Source organism: Alcanivorax sp. (assembly GCF_017794965.1).
Classification (GTDB): domain Bacteria; phylum Pseudomonadota; class Gammaproteobacteria; order Pseudomonadales; family Alcanivoracaceae; genus Alcanivorax.
In genome coordinates, this window is sequence record NZ_CP051240.1 from 2,792,540 (window position 1) to 2,813,163 (window position 20,624).

At 57.4% G+C, this 20,624-nt stretch carries 21 protein-coding genes; 3 read left to right on the top strand and 18 right to left on the bottom strand.

Features of this window, described 5'->3' with window-relative positions:
- Positions 1 to 5 precede the first annotated feature (5 nt).
- Positions 6 to 1,391 carry a sigma-54 dependent transcriptional regulator gene (locus HF945_RS12250; RefSeq protein ID WP_290522878.1) on the top strand — a complete coding sequence of 462 codons (1,386 nt, stop codon included), beginning with the start codon at positions 6 to 8 and terminating at the stop codon, positions 1,389 to 1,391.
- Here HF945_RS12250 and HF945_RS12255 read toward each other — a convergent pair.
- The gene (locus tag HF945_RS12255; protein ID WP_290522879.1) at positions 1,340 to 2,443 is read right to left on the bottom strand and encodes an FAD-dependent oxidoreductase; all 1,104 of its coding nucleotides are present in this window, start codon (positions 2,441 to 2,443) and stop codon (positions 1,340 to 1,342) included. The two genes, HF945_RS12250 and HF945_RS12255, sit on opposite strands and share 52 nt — an antisense overlap.
- A 119-nt stretch (positions 2,444 to 2,562) precedes the next feature.
- Between HF945_RS12255 and HF945_RS12260 the strand changes: the two genes are divergently transcribed.
- Positions 2,563 to 3,084, top strand: a complete 522-nt coding sequence (locus HF945_RS12260; protein ID WP_290522880.1) for a GspH/FimT family pseudopilin — start codon at positions 2,563 to 2,565, stop codon at positions 3,082 to 3,084.
- Positions 3,085 to 3,096: 12 nt separating this feature from the next.
- Here the strand turns inward: HF945_RS12260 and HF945_RS12265 are convergent, their stop codons facing one another.
- From HF945_RS12265 to HF945_RS12325, 13 genes are all read right to left on the bottom strand, one after another.
- Complete coding sequence (locus HF945_RS12265) at positions 3,097 to 3,519, bottom strand: type IV pilin protein (protein WP_290522881.1); 423 nt, start codon at positions 3,517 to 3,519, stop codon at positions 3,097 to 3,099.
- A 17-nt stretch (positions 3,520 to 3,536) separates the two neighbouring features.
- On the bottom strand, positions 3,537 to 6,578 hold the full coding sequence (locus tag HF945_RS12270; RefSeq protein WP_290522882.1) for a PilC/PilY family type IV pilus protein: 3,042 nt from the start codon (positions 6,576 to 6,578) through the stop codon (positions 3,537 to 3,539).
- A gap of 9 nt (positions 6,579 to 6,587) precedes the next feature.
- Entirely contained in the window at positions 6,588 to 7,127 is a 540-nt protein-coding gene (locus HF945_RS12275; RefSeq protein ID WP_290522883.1) for a PilX N-terminal domain-containing pilus assembly protein, read from the bottom strand.
- Positions 7,124 to 7,849 carry a PilW family protein gene (locus HF945_RS12280; RefSeq protein WP_290522884.1) on the bottom strand — a complete coding sequence of 242 codons (726 nt, stop codon included), beginning with the start codon at positions 7,847 to 7,849 and terminating at the stop codon, positions 7,124 to 7,126. The genes HF945_RS12275 and HF945_RS12280 overlap by 4 nt, the downstream gene beginning before the upstream one ends.
- Complete coding sequence (gene pilV / locus HF945_RS12285) at positions 7,846 to 8,367, bottom strand: type IV pilus modification protein PilV (protein WP_290522885.1); 522 nt, start codon at positions 8,365 to 8,367, stop codon at positions 7,846 to 7,848. Before pilV ends, HF945_RS12280 begins: the two co-directional genes overlap by 4 nt.
- Positions 8,367 to 8,855, bottom strand: coding sequence for a GspH/FimT family pseudopilin (locus HF945_RS12290; protein WP_290522886.1), 489 nt, complete (start codon positions 8,853 to 8,855; stop codon positions 8,367 to 8,369). Before HF945_RS12290 ends, pilV begins: the two co-directional genes overlap by 1 nt.
- Before the next feature lie 259 nt (positions 8,856 to 9,114).
- Positions 9,115 to 10,050 (bottom strand): 4-hydroxy-3-methylbut-2-enyl diphosphate reductase, encoded by a 936-nt coding sequence (gene ispH, locus HF945_RS12295; protein WP_290522887.1) that lies wholly within the window; start codon positions 10,048 to 10,050, stop codon positions 9,115 to 9,117.
- 97 nt (positions 10,051 to 10,147) lie between these two features.
- Positions 10,148 to 10,618 carry a peptidylprolyl isomerase gene (locus HF945_RS12300; RefSeq protein WP_290522888.1) on the bottom strand — a complete coding sequence of 157 codons (471 nt, stop codon included), beginning with the start codon at positions 10,616 to 10,618 and terminating at the stop codon, positions 10,148 to 10,150.
- Positions 10,611 to 11,105: a signal peptidase II gene (gene lspA / locus HF945_RS12305; protein WP_290522889.1), complete on the bottom strand. Its 495-nt coding sequence runs from the start codon at positions 11,103 to 11,105 to the stop codon at positions 10,611 to 10,613. Before lspA ends, HF945_RS12300 begins: the two co-directional genes overlap by 8 nt.
- Positions 11,106 to 11,180: 75 nt before the next feature.
- Positions 11,181 to 13,988, bottom strand: a complete 2,808-nt coding sequence (gene ileS, locus HF945_RS12310) for an isoleucine--tRNA ligase (protein ID WP_290522890.1) — start codon at positions 13,986 to 13,988, stop codon at positions 11,181 to 11,183.
- On the bottom strand, positions 13,985 to 14,953 hold the full coding sequence (gene ribF / locus HF945_RS12315; protein WP_290522891.1) for a bifunctional riboflavin kinase/FAD synthetase: 969 nt from the start codon (positions 14,951 to 14,953) through the stop codon (positions 13,985 to 13,987). The genes ileS and ribF overlap by 4 nt, the downstream gene beginning before the upstream one ends.
- Before the next feature lie 122 nt (positions 14,954 to 15,075).
- The gene (gene murJ, locus HF945_RS12320; RefSeq protein WP_290522892.1) at positions 15,076 to 16,653 is read right to left on the bottom strand and encodes a murein biosynthesis integral membrane protein MurJ; all 1,578 of its coding nucleotides are present in this window, start codon (positions 16,651 to 16,653) and stop codon (positions 15,076 to 15,078) included.
- On the bottom strand, positions 16,653 to 16,892 hold the full coding sequence (locus tag HF945_RS12325) for a hypothetical protein (RefSeq protein ID WP_290522893.1): 240 nt from the start codon (positions 16,890 to 16,892) through the stop codon (positions 16,653 to 16,655). The genes murJ and HF945_RS12325 overlap by 1 nt, the downstream gene beginning before the upstream one ends.
- Before the next feature lie 41 nt (positions 16,893 to 16,933).
- Between HF945_RS12325 and rpsT the strand changes: the two genes are divergently transcribed.
- Positions 16,934 to 17,200, top strand: coding sequence for a 30S ribosomal protein S20 (gene rpsT, locus HF945_RS12330; RefSeq protein WP_022986431.1), 267 nt, complete (start codon positions 16,934 to 16,936; stop codon positions 17,198 to 17,200).
- 100 nt (positions 17,201 to 17,300) lie between these two features.
- Here rpsT and proB read toward each other — a convergent pair whose 3' ends face one another.
- From proB to rplU, 4 genes are all read right to left on the bottom strand, one after another.
- A complete protein-coding gene (gene proB / locus HF945_RS12335) occupies positions 17,301 to 18,431 on the bottom strand; it encodes a glutamate 5-kinase (RefSeq protein WP_290522894.1) in 1,131 nt (376 codons plus the stop codon).
- A gap of 109 nt (positions 18,432 to 18,540) precedes the next feature.
- Entirely contained in the window at positions 18,541 to 19,731 is a 1,191-nt protein-coding gene (gene cgtA, locus HF945_RS12340) for an Obg family GTPase CgtA (RefSeq protein ID WP_290522895.1), read from the bottom strand.
- Between the two features lie 136 nt (positions 19,732 to 19,867).
- Positions 19,868 to 20,128, bottom strand: coding sequence for a 50S ribosomal protein L27 (gene rpmA, locus HF945_RS12345; protein WP_022986434.1), 261 nt, complete (start codon positions 20,126 to 20,128; stop codon positions 19,868 to 19,870).
- 30 nt (positions 20,129 to 20,158) lie between these two features.
- A complete protein-coding gene (rplU, locus tag HF945_RS12350) occupies positions 20,159 to 20,470 on the bottom strand; it encodes a 50S ribosomal protein L21 (RefSeq protein ID WP_290522896.1) in 312 nt (103 codons plus the stop codon).
- Positions 20,471 to 20,624: the final 154 nt, after the last annotated feature.

Genomic DNA, 20,624 nt, shown 5'->3' on the forward strand with positions numbered 1-20,624 from the left:
CGACTATGAGTGCAGATACCCCCCACGTTCTGGTTGTGGATGACGAAGCGGATCTTCGTGAGCTGCTGGTCATCACTCTGGGACGAATGAAGCTCAAGGCAACCGCTGCGGAATCCCTGGGGGCCGCCAAGGACAAACTGAATGATGGACACTTTGACCTCTGCCTGACCGACATGAATCTCGGCGATGGCACAGGCCTGGAACTGCTTCAGCATATCGCCCAGCACTGCCCGGAAATGCCCGTGGCCGTCATCACCGCCTACGGCAACATGGAAACCGCTACAGACGCCATGAAGCTGGGCGCCTACGATTTTATTTCCAAGCCCGTGGCGCTGGACCGGCTGCGTCAGCTGATCGAAGACGGTCTCGACATCAGCCATGTGGAAGAACATCAGGAAGAGGAAAACAACCTGATCGGCGAAGCCCCTGCCATGCAGGCGCTCAAGGCCCAGGTCAGGAAACTTTCACGCAGTCAGGCACCCATCTATATCAGTGGCGAGTCCGGTAGTGGCAAGGAGCGCATCGCGCGCCTGATCCATAACCTGGGCCCGCGACGGGATAAACCCTTTGTTGCCGTCAACTGTGGGGCCATTCCTTCAGAGCTGATGGAAAGCGAGTTTTTCGGCCACCGCAAAGGGGCGTTTACCGGCGCCGTGGAAGACCGCAAGGGACTGTTCCGTGAGGCGGATGGCGGCACCCTGTTTCTGGATGAAGTCGCCGATCTCCCCCTCCACATGCAGGTCAAGTTACTGCGGGCGATCCAGGAAAAAAGCGTGCGGCCGGTGGGGGAAGCGCGGGAGTTTCAGGTCAACCTGCGGATTCTTTGTGCCACCCACAAGGACCTTGCCCGGGAAATGCAGGAAGGCCGCTTTCGTCAGGATCTGTTCTACCGGCTGAATGTCATTGAAGCCCATGTCCCCCCCCTTCGTGAAAGAAAAGACGATATTCCCGCACTGGTAGCGCACATCCTGCAGCGACTGAGTCAGGCCTGGGATACCCAGCCTCCCACCGTCAGTGATCGGGCGATGGCAGCCCTGTGTGACTACCCCTTCCCGGGTAATGTTCGGGAGCTTGAGAATACCCTTGAGCGGGCAATGACACTGTGTGAAGGGCAGATCATCGAAACCGACAATCTCCATCTTCAAGGACAGTCACAACCTGTCTCGGCAGCAACCCAAACGCCGGTTGGCAACGCACTGCCAGAACGTGACAGCGCCCAACCCCTTGAAGATTTCTTGCAGGACATTGAACGCCAGGAAATCCTCAAGGCGCTGGACTCCACTCACTGGAACCGCACTGCGGCCGCCAAGAAACTGGGCATGACCTTCCGTTCTCTTCGCTATCGCCTCAAAAAGCTGGAACTGGACAGGGATGACGATGGCAGCGAATAAGGCGTCGGGTCGGTGAACGTTGGCTGCCCGCACATGATCTGGGCGAGCAGTTCAGCGCTGGCCGGTGCCGATACCAGGCCATTGCGAAAATGACCGGCAGCCGCATACACACCGGGCATGCCGGGCACGGCGCCCAGGAACGGCACATCCCTTTCGCAGCCGGGCCGTACGCCTGCCCAGTGGAAGCGCGGTTTGTGTTCTGCCAGCTGCGGCCACAGTCGGGCCGCCACCGCCTCCAACTGGTAACGCCCTTGCACCGTTGGGTAGCAGGACGCATCCCCCTTGCGCAGGGTCGACCCCACCAACACGGCGCCATCGTTGCGGGGAATCAGGTAACCTTCATCGGTCAGCATCACTGCTGGCACCTGCCCGGGGGCCATCTGGTATAGCAGCATCTCTCCCTTGGCAGGAAATACCGGCAAGCGGATCCCCAGCCCGTCGAGCAAGACACGCATGCTTGCCCCCGCACTCAACAACACCTGTTCTGATTGCCAACAGCGACCATCGGAAGCGGTAAGCTGGAGGCCACCATGACGCTGACACAGCCTTTCTACCTGGGCATTTTCAAATCTGACGCCTTTGCGCAGCAGCGTTTGCCGAAGGCGTTTCAGCAGTCCCGGGTTACGAATATTGCCCTGTTCAGGAAATAACAAACCGGTATCCGGCCTGAAATTTTCCATGAGCCCGCGGGCCGACCTGGGCTCAACCGGTATATGCCAGCGCTCGGCCCATGCCTGTGCCTTATCGCACTCTTGCCCTTGAACTGACACCCACACCCCTCCGCGATGCAACAACTCAGCCGCCACAGCACCACCAGGATCCAGCGCATCAAGCAGGCGCTCAAAACGCGGCACCGCATCCACCGAAAGGCGCGTCATGGCATCGCTGTAGCGCCACGCAAACAAGGGAGTAAGAATCCCGCCACCCGCCCAGGAGGCTGGAGGAAACAGGGAGGGTGCATCAATGAGGGTGACCGATTTCTGACGCTGTGTAAGCTCAAGCGCACTCAACAGACCGACGATTCCCCCACCCACAACAAGCACATCAGACATGGGCACTACCGGAAAACACTGACAGGAAAAGAGGCAACAGTAGCACACCCGGAACAGCGAATCCGCATTAGTCTTCCTTGAGCCATGCTCACCTTGTGAGTCAACGCGAAGGAAACACCATGCTACTCAGAGACCACTCACCGCCGACCGCAAAGGGCGGATTCACCCTGATTGAACTCATGATCAGTCTGGTGCTGCTGAGCATCTTTTCCGTCATTGCACAGCAAGCCTGGAACACGATCATTCCGCGCTATCGCGTCAAGGTAGCAACCGCAGACATACATTCACTGATCAGAAAAGCACGGGCAGATGCGCTGTCACAGGGACAGCAATTACTGTGCGATGGCGAGCGTGGTTGCTCACGGTTTGAAACGACGGGAATCATTCATGTTGGACATGATCGCGACCGGGATGGGCAGCTCTCTGACACGGAGATCACTGAGGCTTACCGGCTACCCGATGGCGTCACCGTCACCTGGAAGCGCTTTAGGGGTAATGCCTTGATGTTTGGTCACCGTGGAATCGCCCATTTCCAGAATGGCAGCTTCTATGTTTGCAGCACCCACAGTGCGAAACGCATCGTCATGAACTGGATTGGCCGCCCCCGAATAGAGACGGCCACATTGGAGGATTGTCAGTAGCAATCTATCTCGTTACCAGTGAGTACTACTACTCGGTGTACAGGAGGAGGCCCCTTTACAGGCTCGACCTTCACTATCCAGCGCCATGAAATCCGTGCCAGACATCAAACCACCTTTCGGTGCCGCGCTGATTTGGTACTGCTGATTACCTGTACCGGTGATGGAAAGCGTCACCGTATAAAACTCGCTGTTGGCCAAGTCTGGCGCCAGATTGGCCACTGTCGCGCCCTCATAGGTAAAGTTCTTTGCGCGGTAACGTTCCAGCGCCCCCGCCAGTGACATGATCTCCGCCTGAGCATCAGACTGGCGGGCGTTCTGCACATAACGGGTATAACTGGGGTAAGCAATGGCGGCCAGAATGGCCACCATCCCTGCTACCACCATGACCTCGACCAGGGTAAAACCACCCTGGCGGGCCTTGCGTGTTGTCATCATGATCCCAAGTCCTCCGGTTACTCTTTCTCGACGGATTTGAACTCGTTCGCCTGAGTCTTATCCATCTGATACCAGCGGCGCTTGCGCAGGTGCTGATAGCCAAGGTCTTCCGCACCGATCACTTCAGTACCCACCACCACATGTACATTGCCTTCGCCGTCACTTACCAGCACTGGCGTTGGAGGAGGTGTGGACTGTTCCAGCTCCTCTCTACGGCTGGAGGGGATGGTGCCATCATTGGTGATTGGCACCGGTTCAGCAGTTTCGATGCTGACGGTATAGAGATAGGACTTGCCATAGGTCACTGTACAGGGGTTTTCATCATCTTCTTCCTGGGCGGGCTCATAGGTAGTGAAACGCAGCACATTGTTGAATACGACTGGAGACGCCAGGGACTTCTCTCCCTTGTCGAAGAAGAAATACCAGCCCATCTCATCCTTGTCCGGCGTACCCGTTCCAACGTTGGTCATATCGGCGAGAGACACATCTTTCGGCGCGGCGCCCTTGCCGGCCAGCGCAGTTTGATCTTTCACCACAAAGATGCCGTCTTGAACGTTTTCATCAAGAGGGTGAGAGCGGTAACCGGAACCAACCGCAACATAAAGCGTTTTCTTGCCCCCATCATTAAGGTAAACCACAGAGGGAGCCTCATAGAACCGGCGATTACCCGAAGCGCCCGAACCACCAAGAGAAGCCAAGCGGTTCACTTTCATATCCTTGCCTCCGGATTGATCGATATCAACCCTAAATAGCTGACCGCCAAGATCCCCAAAGTAGAGAAAATCAGCAACGCCATCAAATTCCTTATCCACCACCGCAACACTACTCGGGATAGACCACTTCATATCACTATTGTTGGTGCTCGCACCGCTGTCACTGGCCGACCAGATCAGCTTTCCATCCCGGGCGTCTACGATGTAGACCGCATTACCCATGGCATCGCCATTTCCCCGGGAATCCCCCTGTTTCAAATCATGAGCATCCGGGTCATAACCCCCACCAAAGATCAGTACGGGCACCACTTCATCACCCACTGGAATCTGGGTCAGAGTGGGCGTAGACCAAGTCTGGCCAAGGTTATCAAAGCTGCCTGAACCACCGGAAATCTGCCATTTTAGCGACGGGCTGTTCACATTCCCCACATCCAGAGCATAGTACTCACGCCCACCTCGGCGCATACCACCATAAATAAATACATCTTTCGGAGCAGCATCAGGAGTGTCTCCTGGGCGTCGCCACGCCACCCAGCTACCATCCAAGCCATACGCCTGGCGCTGATTAGCCCCGCTTAATCCTGGCCGCTCAATCGTGTACTGATTGGCTTTGCTCATGATTTCATGGGGCATAAAGGCAAATTTTTCCTCGCCCGTACCAGAATCCACTGCGTGCAGCATGCCACCGTTATTGGAAACAAAGATGATATTGTTATCGCTGTTTCCGCCATAGTTCACCATTAGCGGCACGCTATGCAGGGGGTCGCCCCACATGCCCTGCAACTCGGCCATCAGCGCATCAAAGTTTTCGTCAGAATCACCGGAGCTCAACCCCACGCTGGTTTTAGTCAACCCTGACGCCGCAGGATCAGTCCAGTTCACCTTGCGTGTAGCGCCGCCAGAAGTGCTGTAGAACAACTTGCGCGCGGACACTTCATCACGTGCACCACCCAACTTGGCATCGTATCCATCAACATCCTCACTCCAGTAGCTCTGTGAGAACTCCTTGAAATAACCGGTATCAGGATCCACAGCGTCACTGCCGTCCTGTCCCTTGATAACGCCATCCTCCAACTTGTAGCGCTTCAGATTGCCTTCCCAGTAACTGTTTTCACTGGGCTCAAAAATGGAGTAATAAAGCTGATCCAGATGCTGAAAACGGTTCATCTGGTTGATCGCCACACCCGGAGCAGCTATTGATCGCGACTGCTTGTCGATCAAGTCAAAGGCTTCCAGGAATGCCGCCGCCAAACTTTCCGTGTCCGATGCCGTAAAGGTTCCAGCCTCTCCATCGGTGGACACTTTCTCCATATTTGCGCGATTGTCATCCATGTACAGCCCCACATTGTAGGTGCTGACATTGAAGTTATTGTGCAAGTAATTAGAAATAATTCGCTGACACTCATAAGAGGAGTTCGCCCCCCCGCAAGGCAGGTTCACATCGTTTGCCTCGCCATCGGTAAACAGCACGATATGATTACTTTCACACTGGTTCGCCGTATTCCGGGGAGAGACATACTGGCCAGAAGAATCAACAATAGGCTCTTCTCGAATACATGTGGATGTAGTGTCACATTGCTCTTCTGTGCCGGTTACCTGGTATTTTTGATAAGCATAGTCCCGACATCTCCACCCTCTCCAACGAACACATTCGCGGCGACAATTCCACGCGTTAGTATTACAGGTCCCAGATATATTAACCCAGTCGCTGACCTGAACATCCTCGCACGTTGTACTTTCCTCATACTCTAGACAGACAGATTTGGTGTTATCGTCGTCAGAATCATTACCGTATGAGGTATAGCTCTGAGGAGTTGAGCCAATCATATACCGACCCAATTCCCAGTAGGCTTCCGCGGTGGGAGTACTGCCATAGGGAGACCCCTGGCTCGGACCATTGGAGGAATCGCCCGCGGTGTTGAGCTCAGACACCGTATCCTTGAAGACTCGCTTGGTAGTAGCATCAATCTTGGTTGCTGGCAGCAGAACATGAGCACCACAGGTGTTCCGCCCATCATTACAGTTATAGCCTTCATTGAATCGTCCCAGCCCCATTTTGATTTCAGTAGGGACAGAATCAATCAGAATGTGCATGGCGTCTTCCAGCATATTGATACGACGCTTGTCCGCATCACTGCACCAGCCCACATTGCTTTCGCTATCTTTGCAAAAACGCATACTCCCGGACGTATCCAGCAATACCATGACATTGGCACCGGGACGGTTCTCATTGTTGTCAGCTTCCGCCCACGCATAATAAATTTCGGTATCATCTGCGTAGAGCGACGTGGGCGCCAGCCCAATCGCTACCAACAACAGCAGGCAAACCTTGAATGGAATTTTCATTGTCCCCTCCTATTCAATCTCTGAGCCTGGTTTGATACCGCGCTTCAACGCTTCCTGAAGGTGGTGGTTTTCCAGGTTGAAACTGTTCATTTCACTCTCGCCAAGCATGGCGATCTTGTAATCCACAAAAATGGCTCCGCCTCCAGAACTACTAATCTGGGAACCGGCCACTGGCTCATAGCCGTTCAGTCGGCTTGTGGAAGATGCTTTCAACAAACCTCGAGAATCCAGATGATCGCTATTCCCACACACCCCTTCCTGGCTGGTGTTGTCTTCTGATACGCACCGCTGAAACACATTCGCCCCCGCCAGGTTGTTATACAGCTCCTGACCATCCATCTGGTTGAGTTCCGCATAGGTCTCCGTCAAGGCGGTTTCTGCAGCCTCAAATGTCATGGCATCCGCCTGGGTGCTGGTTGCTACCTTGGTGGAGAACACACTGGACTTCATTGCCGAGACGCCCAGCAGGGACACCACCACCAGAATCATCAGGGCCACCATCAATGCCGCGCCCTTCTGCCGGTGCAAAGTCATAACGTTTGTGTTCATACCGCATCCCAGTTGTAGTTGCGTAATTTCACCGTTGACATGAAGACGCGACGGACGGCGCGGTCCGCAGGCTCAGAAACGGTCTTGGTCAATACATGGATTTGCCGGTTTCCATCACTCTCCGGCAAGTTGTTGCTCTCTTCTTTCAACAGCACGGCAAAACGCACCGCAATAACCGGGTTCGCGCCCTGGGAACCCGCCTCCACATAACGATTAACGTTGGCGAAACCGTCAACAACTTCGTCAATCCCGTAAAGCACCTCAAAAGCTTCTACACCATCCAGCAATACCACACCGCCCCCACCGGTCAGATTTCCCTGGCAGACCAGTTCGCTGTCAGCGTTGACGAAATAGGTATTCACCACATCCACCGTGATCGCGGACACCGAACCTTCACAGTCTGTGACACCGTGGTAAGAGACCGTCAGCCGATCATAATCCGCACCGTTTGATGAGCCGGGCAGACCGTCTGCGACCGCAAACTGGACGCCTTTGTTGACCGCAGATGCCACATCACTCATTTCAAGACCGGTGCGCCGCAGATCCGTCACCAGAAATCGCACAAACAACTGACCATTTTCCTGCACGCGGGACAGTGTTTGCTGAAGTAGAAAGGAACGTTGATTGGTCAGGAACAGCTGCACCGCCGCGCCAGTGATCAGCAACCCCAGCAACAGCGCCACCATCAGCTCAACCAGACTGAAACCTTGCTGACGTTTCATCGTGCCACCTCCATCACCACACACGACGTGCCCTCATCCGTATTCACCCCAGTATTGGTCAAACAGTCCTCCGGGGTTTGCTGATTCCAGCTCACGGATACACAGCTGATTGCCGCCGCATGCTGGCAATCATCCACTGCGATCCTCCCCCCCGGAAGAAGATTCCCCGCCTGCCAGGCAAGCACTTCGATATCCCAGTCCGCCATGCCTGCAGCATCACAAAAACTGTCAATACAGTCCTTCAAGCTGCCAAGGCCGGCTCCCGGAGCCACTCCGTCTTCGGGCCAATTATCCACATCCATATAGGTGGCCATGGCCACCTCATTGGCAAAAAAACTTTCCAGGGCACCCTGGGCCAGCAAGGTAGCCTGAGCGCGGTTATTAGCATCTTCGGAGGCTTTGAGTGCAGTCAGCTGCATGGCGGCATAACCCAGAACGCCAATGGCCAGCACCAGCATGGACACCAGCACTTCGATAAGCCCTACACCCTGCTGCTTTTTCTTCCTGGAAAATTTCATCAGCTGCAACTCTTCACTTCATTGGTTACCTTGCCAAAGGGGGAAATGGTGATGGTTCTCCCTCTCTCGCCACTGCGGGCATCACAGAGGGAAAACTCGGCTTCACCCGCATTGGTCAGGCCATTGTTGCGAAACTGGATCTCGCTGAGCCCACCCTCTGACACCAGCGTGCTCGTCCCACTGGGAAGAAAAGTCTGGTTCTGTTCTGTGGTCACGGTTGCCGGGTACTCGATCACCCAGCCACTACTCCAGTTGCTGCCCGAAACCGGCTTCAGGGTCACGGTGGTTCGCAGGCTGACAGCCTGCACACGGGCGACATTGACGGCCGTCACAAAATCCGACGCCGTGGCACGAATAGCCCCCCGGGCCTGCATCTCATTGAACGCCGGCACGGCAATGGCCGCCGTGATTGCGACGATCAGGATCGACACAATCAGTTCAATGAGGGTGAACCCCGTCTGATGACGTAGGGAAAGTGAGTTACTCATCTGCGCCCCAATAATTTTTCTTTTCTAGCCTGCGTACTACTGTAAACATGGCCGGTCATGCATCAATCGAATGGAGACCAGTGGGGCCTTGACGGCACCGAACGGTATAAGCTGCTGAAATGTAATGACTTTTGGTACTTTCGGGTGTGAAAAGCCTCACACTATCGTCGTAGACTGGCGCAACTTTATGCCTATACAAAAGTATTAGGCCAATAAAAAAGCAATGATGCTCCGGACGGAGGCACAAAAAGGACAGGCGTTACGGACGTAACGCCTTGGGCATGGAAAAGCGAATATTTTCTTCACGGCCAGGGATCTCTTCAGCATCCTGGCCACCGAAGGCCTTGAGTGTGGCAATCACTTGCTGCACCAGCTCTTCCGGGGCACTGGCACCAGCGGTGACGCCAACGGTCTTCTTTCCCGCCAGCCATGCCTGGTCGATCTGGCCTGGCTCATCCAGCAGATAGGCTTCGGTCCCACAACGCTCCGCGAGTTCCCGCAGACGATTGGAATTGGAACTGTTCACCGAGCCCACCACCAGCACCAGATCGCATTCCAGGGCTAACTGGCGAACCGCATCCTGCCGATTGGTGGTGGCGTAGCAGATATCTTCACGCTTGGGGCCATGAATGTCCGGAAAACGCTCACGCAGGGCATCGATCACCTTGGCGGTGTCATCCACGCTGAGGGTGGTCTGGGTGACAAAGGCCAGCTTGGCGGGATCTCGCACTTGCAGCGCGGCCACATCGGCCTCGTCTTCCACCAGATAGATATCGCCGCCAAAGGACTTGTCATACTGCCCCATGGTGCCTTCCACTTCCGGATGGCCTTCATGGCCGATCAAGATGCTTTCGCGACCCTCGCGGGCATAACGAATCACTTCCATGTGCACCTTGGTGACCAATGGGCAGGTGGCGTCGAAGACCTTCAGCTGACGCCGCTCCGCCTCCTGCTGTACCGCCTTGGAGACGCCGTGGGCACTGAAGATGACGATGGCATCGTCTGGCACTTCATGCAGCTCTTCCACGAACACCGCGCCGCGCTGACGCAGATCGTCCACCACAAAACGGTTATGGACCACTTCGTGACGCACATGAATGGGCGGCCCGAAGACTTCCAGGGCCCGGTTGACGATGTCGATGGCACGATCCACCCCGGCACAGAAGCCGCGGGGGTTGGCGAGACGAATTTCCATAAGGCAATTAATAATTAATAGTTAATAATTAATAGCTCAGCCCTGCGGGCCACGCACCCACTTTACTCTCTCGTTATTAACTATTCATTATTCACTATTAATTGAGTGTCACCGGTTGCTCGGGGGCGTAGCGTTCTACTGAAACGATTTCCACCTCGAAGGTCAGGTCGCGGCCGGCCAGGGGGTGGTTGAAGTCCACATAAACCCAGTCGTCTTCCACCCGGCTGATGACCCCGGGCAATTCGCCACCGGCGGCATCGGCAAAGCTGAGCACCATGCCCGGCTCAAGCGTGTCGTACTGGACGAAGGTATCGCGAGTGAAGTGCTGCACGTTTTCCTCGTTGTACTCGCCGAAGGCCTTTTGAGCCTCCAGAAAGACGCTGCGCTTGTCGCCTGCCTTGAGGCCACGAATGGAGCTTTCGAAGCCCGGCAACAGGGATTCATCCCCCCACACGAAAGACGCGGGATCGCCACCGAAGGTGGAGTCCATCTCGGTACCGTCCATCAGGCGCACGGCAAAATGCAATGTGACCCGGGTTTCCGGGCCTGCGCGGAGAATCTCAGTCATCGGTCTTTTTCGCTCCCAGCACCATATCGAGAAGGATCAGGCCGGCGCCGATGGTGATCGCGGTGTCGGCAATGTTGAACGCCGGGAAGTGGTAGTTACCCCAGTAGAAATCCAGGAAGTCCACCACATGCCCCAATACCAGGCGATCGTAGAAATTGCCCAGGGCGCCGCCAAGGATCAGGGCCAGCGCCGCTCCCTGCAACTTTTCCGCCTTGGTCAATCGAGCCAGCCAGACCAGAATCATCACGGACGCCACCACGGCCACCGCGGTAAAGAACCAGCGCTGCCAGCCCCCGGCATCGGCAAGAAAGCTGAACGCGGCCCCACTGTTATAGGCCAGCGTCAGATTGAAATGGGGAAAGATCTCAAGACGCTCATAAAGCGAGAAACGATCCACGACCCTATGCTTGGTGATCTGGTCCAGCACGATGACCACGGCGGTGAGCCAGAGCCACACCAATTGCCCGGGAATCCTGGCTGCATTCATTGATTATGTACCTGGTTAATGCGTTGAATGCCCCGGCGGAGATGGGCTGATGCCCATTTCCGCCCTACGGCATGATCAGGCGAAATGACGAACCTCGCCTTCGCCATCCACGTTGGTGACACAGCGGCCACACAGCGCTTCGTGACCGGCATGGCTGCCCACATCCGGCTGATGGTGCCAGCAACGCACGCACTTGGTGTTTTCAGAAGCCACGACCTGCACTTTAAGCCCTTCAGCGCCCTCTTCCAGTTCCGCCGGCGCCTCGGCCAGGGGTTTGAGCGTAGCGGCAGAGGTGATGGTCACAAAGCGCAGTTCGTCACCCAGCTTTTCCAGCAGCGCCTGCCGTTGAGCATCCACGAACAGCACCACTTCGGCACTGAGACCACCCTTGATGATCTTGTCGCGACGGGCCCCTTCGATGGCCTTGTTCACACCCTGCTTCACGTCCTGGACCTGCTCCCAGAACTCACGGCCCATGGCCACATCACCCAGCGCAAACAGGCCGTCATACCATTCTGCCAGGAACACGGAATCCAGGCGTTCGCCGGGCAGGTTCTCGTAGATCTCTTCCGCGGTGAAGCTGAGGATCGGCGCCATCCAGCGCACCAGTGCCTGGGCAATATGATACAGCGCGGTCTGACAGGAACGCCGCGCCACGGAATCCGCCTGGGTGGTGTACTGGCGATCCTTGATGATATCCAGATAGAAGCCACCCAGATCCAGCGCACAAAAATTATGCAGACGCTGATAGATCTGGTGGAAGTGGTAGCCGTCGTACAGCCCCTTGATCTCCTCCTGCAGCTGCAGGGCACGATCCACAATGTAACGATCCAGCGCCAGCATCTGCTCCGGCTGCAACGCATCCACAGCGGGATCAAAACCACTCAAATTGGAGAGCAGGAAACGGCTGGTATTACGGATACGACGATAGCTGTCGCCCATTTGCTTGAGGATGTCCCTGGAGACGGACATCTCGCCACGATAGTCGGTGGCCGCCACCCACAGGCGCAGGATATCGGCCCCCAGATCATTCCACACTTCCTGCGGAGCGATCACGTTACCGATGGACTTGGACATCTTGCGGCCTTGCTCGTCCACGGTGAAACCGTGGGTGAGGACCGTGTCGTAAGGCGCTGCATCGCGGATCGCCAGGCTAGTGAGCAATGAAGACTGGAACCAGCCACGGTGCTGGTCTGAGCCTTCCAGATACAGATCCGCCGGCGCGCGTAATTGTTCACGCTGATCCAGCACACAGTAATGGGTAACACCGGAATCGAACCACACGTCCAGGGTATCGGTCACCTTGCTGTACTGGTCCGCCTCGTCGCCGAGCAGCTGGGCCGGGTCCAGGTCAAACCAGGCATCGATGCCTTCCTTCTCAACACGCTGGGCCACCTGCTCAATCAAGGCCGGGGTGTCCGGGTGCAGTTCGCTGGTTTCCTTGTTCACGAACAGGGTGATGGGCACGCCCCAGGTTCGTTGACGGGAAATACACCAGTCCGGACGGTCGGTAAGCATGCCTTCGATACGCGCCTTGCCCCATTCCGGCAGCCATTGCACCTTGTCCACTTCCTGGCGGGCGCGACCGAGCAAGCCATTCTTGTCCATGGACACGAACCACTGGGCGGTGGCACGGAAAATCAGCGGAGTCTTGTGGCGCCAGCAGTGCGGGTAGCTATGTTCCAGCTTGGCGAACTTGACCAGCGCACCATGCTCTTTCAAAGCTTCGATCACCGGCTCATTGGCCTTGGCCACATGAACGCCGCCCACCACGGCCAGATCATCACGGAACTTGCCGTTGTCCAGCACCGGGCTCACCGGATCCAGATCGTATTTCTGGCCCACCACAAAATCGTCGGCACCATGGCCGGGAGCGGTATGCACCAGGCCGGTACCGGCGTCCGTAGTCACGTGCTCACCGAGAATCACCGGCACCTGGAAGTCCAGGAACGGGTGCTGCAGGGACAGCATTTCCAGCGCTTCACCTTTCACCGTGGCGGAACGGGATACGTTCTCCAGGGCCCACTTTTCTACCAGATCATCTGCCAGCGCTTCCGCGACCAGCAACTCGCGGGCCTCGCCATCCTGCTCGGCGGACAGCAGCACATAATCCAGCTCCGGATGTACCGACACAGCCCGGTTGGCGGGCAGGGTCCAGGGCGTGGTGGTCCAGATCACCAGGCTTGGCGCTTTCGCTTCGATACCGCTGCGCGCGCTGAAGTCCGCCGCGTCCACTACCGGGAAGGCCACATCGATGGCGAAGGAAACCTTGTCGTAGTACTCCACCTCCGCTTCGGCCAGGGCAGAACCACAGTCCAGACACCAGTGCACCGGCTTGAAGCCCTGCTGCAGGTGGCCGTTATCGACGATCTTGCCCAGGCCTCGGATGATATTGGCTTCGAAGCCATAATCCATGGTCAGGTAGGGATTGTCCCAGTCACCAAACACGCCCAGGCGCTTGAAGTCTGCCTTCTGGCCTTCTACCTGCTTGCTGGCGTACTCGCGACACTTCTGACGGAAGGTGCGCGCATCCACCTTGTGGCCGGCCTTGCCCACCTTCTTTTCCACCATCAGCTCGATGGGCAGACCATGACAGTCCCAGCCCGGCACATAGGGGGCATCAAAACCCGCCAGGGTGCGCGACTTGACGATCATGTCCTTGAGGATCTTGTTCACCGCATGGCCAATGTGAATGTTGCCGTTGGCGTAGGGAGGGCCATCGTGAAGAATGAATTTGGGACGGCCGGCAAAGGCCGTGCGAATCTTCTGATAGAGCTCTTTTTCCTGCCACGCTTTCAAGCGCGCGGGTTCACGCTGGGACAGACCGGCCTTCATGGGGAAGTCGGTATGGGGAAGGTTAAGCGTTGCCTTGTAGTCCGTCATAGTACCGTCTTGGATTGTCCCGTCTTATCAAAGTAGTCTCGGACCGCCTCAACATCCTGCCAGATAGCAGTCTTTAGCTGGTCCAGATCCGCAAATTTCTCTTCCGCCCGCACATAATGGCGGAACGCGACCGATAGATGTTTCCCATACAGGCTGTCCTTGCCAACACCGGCGTCGGTGTAGTCCAGCAGATGGACTTCCAGGCGGTTTTCCGTGCCATTCACCGTGGGCCGGGTGCCCATATTGGCGGCACCGGGCTGCCCGTTAAACCCTTCACCCTCCACAGTCACCGCAAAAATGCCCTGTAATGGCGAGCGCAAGCGCTTCAGTGCCAGATTCACCGTGGGCAGATTGAGGGTGCGGCCGATCTTGTCACCGTGGCGAACCCGACCACTGATGCTGAAGGGGCGCCCCAACAGGGTTTCCGCCAGTGTAAAATCACCGTCCTCGAGAGCTGCCCGCACCCGGGTGCTGGACACCCGCTCTCCGTCAATCTCGCAGGTGGCCGTGTCGGTAACCGCAAAACCGAATTGCTCACCGGCCTGTTGCAGATAGGCGAAATCACCATCACGACCACAACCGAAACGGAAATCATCACCCACCACCAGATATTCGATGCCCAGCCCCTCCACCAGCAGACTGCGCACAAACGCCTCAGCGGTGAGTGAGCGAAAACGGTCATCGAAGCGCACGCACAATACCTGATCGACCCCGGTTTCACGCAACGCGATCAGCTTGTCACGCAGGGACATCAGCCGGGCAGGAGCCTGATCCGGCGCAAAGAATTCCTGGGGCTGGGGCTCGAACAGCATCACCGTGGCCTTGCTGCCACGGCGACGGGCTTCCGCAATCACCTGATCGAGGATCTTCTGATGTCCCTGATGCACCCCATCGAAATTGCCAATGGTGGCCACACAGCCGCGATGCCTGTCGCGCAGATTGTGAATGCCGCGAATCAGTCGCATCTCACCCTCGCCTTGAAAGACGCACGATTATACAGGAACGCAACGTGCAACACGCAACACGCTTGCGCCCCTTGGCCGATAATCCTGCTTTTTTGTCATACACAGAACATCAGTGCGCTCCATCAGCGCCGCAGATGTCGCACTCTCAGTCCAAGAATCACCAGCGCCAAAGCGTAAAGCAGCAGCCCGGAGACCACGATCAGCGCCAGCCATCCAACCCGCTGCAGCACGCCTGCCTCGGTCCATACTGTGGTCTGCCCGGCCAGCCACCAGGTCGCCGCGGCCATGCCGACCCCGGCCACCAGCATCCTGCCCCAGTGGAACAACCAACCCGCCTGCGGCGTGTAAACCCCGGCCCGACGCAAGCCAATATAGAGCAAGCCAGCATTCAGCCAGGCAGACAGAGCCATGGCCGTGGCCAGGCCCACATGACGCATCTCCCATACCAGCAAGGCCCCGAAAACCATATTGGCCAGCATGGCCAACACCCCGATTTTCACCGGTGTTTTGGTGTCCTGGCGGGCATAGAAACCGGGCGCCAACACCTTGATCAGCATGGCCGCCAGCAAGCCGGCACTGTAAGCACGCAATGATTGCGCGGTCTTCGCCACATCAAAGGCGGTGAACTCGCCATACTGAAACAGGGTCGAGAGCAACGGCTCGGCCAGCACAGCCAGCGCCAGCGCCGCCGGCAGCCCTATCAAGAGCACCATGCGAATTGCCCAATCCATCATCCGCGAGAAATTTTCCGGGTCCGACTCCGCATGCTGTTTCGACAGGCTGGGCAGGATCACCGTGCCGATGGCTACCGCAAAGATCCCCAGCGGCAGCTCAATCAGGCGATCTGTGTAGTAAAGCCAGGTCACCGAGCCCGTCTCCAGCAACGAGGCTAGCACGGTATTCACCAGAGAGTTGAGCTGATAGACCGAAGCCCCGAACAGGGCCGGCACCATCAGCTTCATGATCTTGCGCACCCCCGGGTCCTTCCACCCCATGCGAGGCACCGGCATCAGATTCAGCCGTGCCAGAAATGGCAGCTGGAACAGCAGCTGCACCGCCCCGGCAATCAGCACCCCCCAGGCCAGCGCCACCGCCATGCGGTCTTCAGCAAAGTATGGCGTCAGAAACAGGGCGCAGCCGATCAGGCTCAGGTTCAGTAATACCGGGGTGAAAGCCGGCACGGCAAAGCGGTTCCAGGTGTTCAGAATACCGCCGGCAAAGGCAGTGAGCGCAATAAAGAACAGATAAGGAAAGGTCAGCCGCAACATTTCCACAGCCAGGGCCCGTTTGTGCGGGTCATCCCCGAATCCGGGGGCAAACACCCAGATAATGGCCGGTGCACCGATCACTCCCAACAATGTCACCAGCATCAGGGTACCGCCCAGCGTCCCCGCCACCCGGTCGACCAACAGCTTGGTCGCGGCCAGGCTGCCTTTGCTTCGGTATTCCCCCAGCACCGGCACAAAGGCCTGGTTAAAGGCCCCCTCAGCAAACAGCCGACGCAGGAAATTGGGAATTTTCAGGGCCACAAAGAAAGCATCCGCCCCTGCGGAGGCCCCCAGCATACGAGCGATCACCACATCGCGCACCAGCCCCAGCACCCGCGACAGCATGGTCATGGCCGACACCACCAGCGTGGACGCGAGCAAACCGGCCTGTTTCGGGCGGTCCTGCTGCGGTGTATCCTTTTCTTCGCTCATCAAGTCTCCATGGGCGCGGCGGCAAAAGCCTGAAAACAGCCCTCCTGCAGGGCAGAACCGGGCAAGATTAGCGAAAGGCCAGCACAACCGCTACCGATGATCATTTCACGCCCGCTTTTCCATTGACAACGCCCCTCGAGATCGGCATAGTTGCGCGTCTTTAGACCGTGGCACGCCTGTTTTTTGACCATCAACTCGGGTCTCAACGGTGCGGGCCGGCCGATCACGGCTTGTGTCATAAACCAATTTCGATTTCAGAATTCAAGATAGGAGCAGGACCTTGGCTAATTCACCGCAAGCACGCAAGCGTGCGCGTCAGGCGGAAAAGCGCCGTCAGCACAACGCAGCGATGCGCTCCATGGTGCGCACATACCTGAAGAAGGTGAACGCGGCTATTGCGTCCGGCGACCAAGGTGCCGCCCAGGAAGCTTACACCCAAGCGGTATCCGTGCTGGACAAAGCCACCCGCAAGGGCAAGTTTCACCCGAACAAGGCAGCTCGCCACAAGAGCCGCCTGAACACCAAGATCAAGGCAATGGCTGCCTAAGCCTCTTGGTGGACACAAAAAAACCGGCCTCGTGCCGGTTTTTTTATGCCGCTCTGCGGCTGCATCACGCTTCACGCAACAGGCTGCACGCAAAACCCCTTCAGGCGTCCAGCGTCTGGCCTCCAGCGTCGACCACCACCATATTATCCCGGTGGATCAGCTCCTCTTCGTTCATGAAGCCAAGCACATCGGCAATCTCTGAACTCTTCTTGCCGCACAAACGACGAGCATCGGCCGCATCGTAGTTGGCCAGCCCGCAGGCGATACGCTCACCCTGCTCGGTTTCGCAAGCCACCATCTCGCCCCGGGAAAACTGGCCGAATACATCCACCACCCCGACAGGCAACAGGCTGGAGCCGCCTTCACGGACGCGCTTGACCGCACCGGCATCCAGGACGACCCGACCGCGCATCTGCAGATGCCCAGCCAACCACTGCTTGCGGGCATTCATGGGGGAAGTGTCCGGCAATAAGGTGGTACCCGGGCCCCGACCCTCCGCCAACTCGATCAGCACCTCAGGACTACGCCCCGACGCAATGGTTGTCAGGGCGCCGGAACGAGCCGCCAGCTTGGCCGCACGCACCTTGGTCGCCATGCCACCGCGCCCCAGCAAGCCGCCACCGCCGGCCACCCGCTCGATCAGCGGGTCCGACGCCTGCGCCTCGGCAATCAATTTGGCATCCGGATTATTGCGGGGGTCGGCATCAAACAGACCCTCCTGATCGGTAAGAATGACCAGATGATCCGCCTCCACCAGATTGGCCACCAGCGCCGCCAAGGTGTCGTTATCGCCAAAACGGATTTCGTCGGTGACCACGGTATCGTTCTCATTCACCACCGGCACCACGCCAAAACCCAGCAGGGTGAGCAGCGTGGAGCGACCATTCAGGTAGCGCTTGCGGTCGGAAAGATCATCATGAGTCAGCAACACCTGGGCGGTGTGCAGATTATGTTTCTGGAAGCGGGACTCCCAGGCCTGCACCAGCCCCATCTGACCCACGGCAGCGGCGGCCTGCAGTTCATGGACGGAATCCGGGCGACGGGACCAACCCAGGCGAGTCATGCCTTCAGCAACCGCCCCGGAAGACACGATCACCACCTCAATGTCACGCTCACGCAGCATGACCATGCGATCCACCCATGACTGCATGAGGGCACAATCCAACCCCTTGCCGTCATTGGTCAGCAGGGCACTGCCGATCTTGATTACCCAACGCTGGCGATCTGCCACCTTCGCTCCTTACAGGTTCCGTAGGGCGGAAATTGGCGTCAGCCAATCTCCGCCAGCCAATGCAGTCACGGCGGAGACGGGCACGGCCCCATTTCCGCACTACGAAATATCAGGGCTCGTAGACGATCTCCACATCGTGATCGTCATCATCGTCGTCATCATCCCGGTCATTGTCGCGGGCACGGCGAGCCTCCGCCTTGAGCTCCTGCACCTTGTCCCGCGCTTCTTCTTCCAGGCGAGCACGCAGGTCCTGCTGAGCAGCCGCATACTCGGTATCCTCCTCCTCGAGACGGCGACGATCCTCAATGGCATTCATCAACGCATAAACCAGCTCTTCACAACCCACGCCAGCAGCAGCAGAAACCCGGAAAACCGGCCCCTGCCAGCCGAGCTCCTCGACGATACCGTCAATACGAGCATCCGCCTCTTCATCCGCTAGCAAATCAATCTTGTTGAATACCAGCCAGCGCTCCTGCTCCGCCAGCGCCGGCGAAAACTGATCCAGCTCATCCGCGATGGCGTCAATATGATCGGCAGGATTACCGCCATCCATGGGGGCCAGATCCACCACATGCAGCAATAAGCGGGTGCGAGCCAGATGCTTGAGAAAGCGAATACCGAGGCCAGCACCTTCAGCCGCGCCTTCAATCAGGCCAGGAATGTCCGCCACCACAAAGCTGCGATGGCGATCCGCCTTTACGACACCCAGGTTGGGCACCAAGGTGGTAAACGGGTAATCCGCCACCTTGGGCTTGGCCGCGGAAATGGCGCGAATCAGCGTACTCTTGCCGGCATTGGGCATGCCCAGCAAGCCCACATCCGCCAGCACCTTGAGCTCAAGGCGCAGGCGACGGGATTCACCCGGCTTGCCCTTGGTTGTCTTGCGCGGCGCCTGGTTGGTGCTGCTCTTGAAATGGATGTTGCCCAGACCACCACGGCCGGAGCGAGCGATCATCACCGGCTTGCCGGATTCGGTCAGATCCGCCAGCACCTCATCGGTGTCAACGTCGATCACCGTGGTCCCCACCGGCACCAGCAGGATCACGTCATCTGCGGATTTGCCGGTCATCTGCCGGCCCTTGCCCGGCTCACCATTGCGGGCCTTGAAGATCCGCTCGTAGCGATAATCCACCAGCGTGTTCAGGTTACTGTCCGCCTGAAAGAAAACACTGCCGCCGGCACCGCCATCACCGCCGTCAGGCCCGCCAAATTCCACATACTTTTCACGACGGAAACTCAGGCAGCCATCGCCGCCCTTGCCAGCGTGTACTTCAATGGTCGCTTCGTCGACAAATTGCATGGAAAAGGACTCTCTTTCGGATCGGTGCCATTCTACGGCAAGGAATTCACTTTGGGGACAGCGCAGAACCCCTGATTCAAATACAAAAAAACCCCGCGGGCAGAGCCTCGCGGGGCTTTTTGATGATCCAGATGGATCAGGCCACGGGCTCGATAACCACGTACTGACGGCTCAGCGGGCCTTTGACCTCAAACTTCACACGGCCAGTTTCGGTAGCAAAGATAGTGTGATCCTTGCCCATGCCAGCATTGACGCCAGCGTGAAACTTGGTGCCGCGCTGACGAACGATGATTTCGCCTGCATTGACCAGCTGGCCGCCGAAACGCTTAACGCCAAGGCGCTTACTCTGCGAATCGCGACCGTTACGAGTACTACCACCGGCTTTTTTATGTGCCATGTCTCAATCCTCTCGGTTGTCTGTTAAGGATCAGCCCTGGATCCCGGTGATTTTCACCGCAGTGTACCACTGACGGTGACCTTGTTGCTTGCGGTGGTGCTTGCGACGACGGAACTTGAGGATCTTCACTTTCTTGTGACGACCCTGCTCAAGCACCTCTGCGGTCACCTTGGCGCCATCCACAACCGGCTGACCGACTTTGACGTCGTCGCCGTTGGATACCAGCAGCACCTGGTCGAAATCCACGGATTCGCCGGTTGCTACTTCAATTTTCTCGATGCGAACAACATCGCCTTCTTCGACGCGATACTGCTTGCCACCAGTTTTGATTACTGCGTACATTCAGTGTGCTCCAGCACGGCTCCACTCAGGCGGGCGCACCCTTAACTCAGGGCACTAACCACTTGCAGGCCAGGAAGAGGGTTAAATCGGGCCGCGAAGTGTACGGCAAATAACCAGCCTCCGCAATGCTGAACACGGGATATTTTCCCGCTCT